1 protein-coding gene is annotated in these 520 nt (G+C 54.8%); it reads left to right on the forward strand.

The genetic code is table 11. The annotated features are described in order from the left end of the window. Nucleotides 1-84 precede the first annotated feature (84 nt). On the forward strand, nt 85-390 hold the full coding sequence (locus ACFPLB_RS17460; RefSeq protein WP_378232055.1) for a helix-turn-helix domain-containing protein: 306 nt from the start codon (nt 85-87) through the stop codon (nt 388-390). Nucleotides 391-520 lie beyond the last annotated feature (130 nt).

A 520-nucleotide genomic window follows, 5' to 3' on the forward strand; every position in this document is an offset into this window, starting at 1 on the left:
AAGAAAACCCAGAAGACGCCTGATGACGAACTCGCTCTCGCCCGTCGACGGATGCGCGAGTTTCTGGATTAAGGAGTGACTACAATGGCATCGGAAGAGGCGATCAAAAAGAGGTCGGTGTCTGAGCTTTCCACGCTCGACAGTTTCCTCTCTGATATGGGGAAACTTGAGGAGTTCCAGGCCACAGCAATAAAAGAGGTGCTCGCCTGGCAAATCGAGGAGGCGATGAAAGAGCAGCACCTTTCCCGCAAGAGGCTTGCTGAACGGATGGGAACGAGCCGGAGCCAGATTGGAAGATTGCTAGACCCGAAGGACGGGAATGTCACGCTCGCAACGCTTCAACGTGCTGCTGAGGTTGTAGGGAGAAAAGTGCGTATCGAGTTGATCTGACCCGCCCCTTATGGATGGAACGCAATGGCAGCAATGTGCCCCTTGCGCGAAACCCGCTTCGCGGGAGGGGCGCTACGGCCTGAGATGGCATAGTATTCGAAGGTGCAGGGATGCTATCGAATGAAAAGCT

Origin of the sequence: Aquamicrobium segne, assembly GCF_042656785.1 — a bacterium.
Taxonomy (GTDB): domain Bacteria; phylum Pseudomonadota; class Alphaproteobacteria; order Rhizobiales; family Rhizobiaceae; genus Mesorhizobium; species Mesorhizobium segne.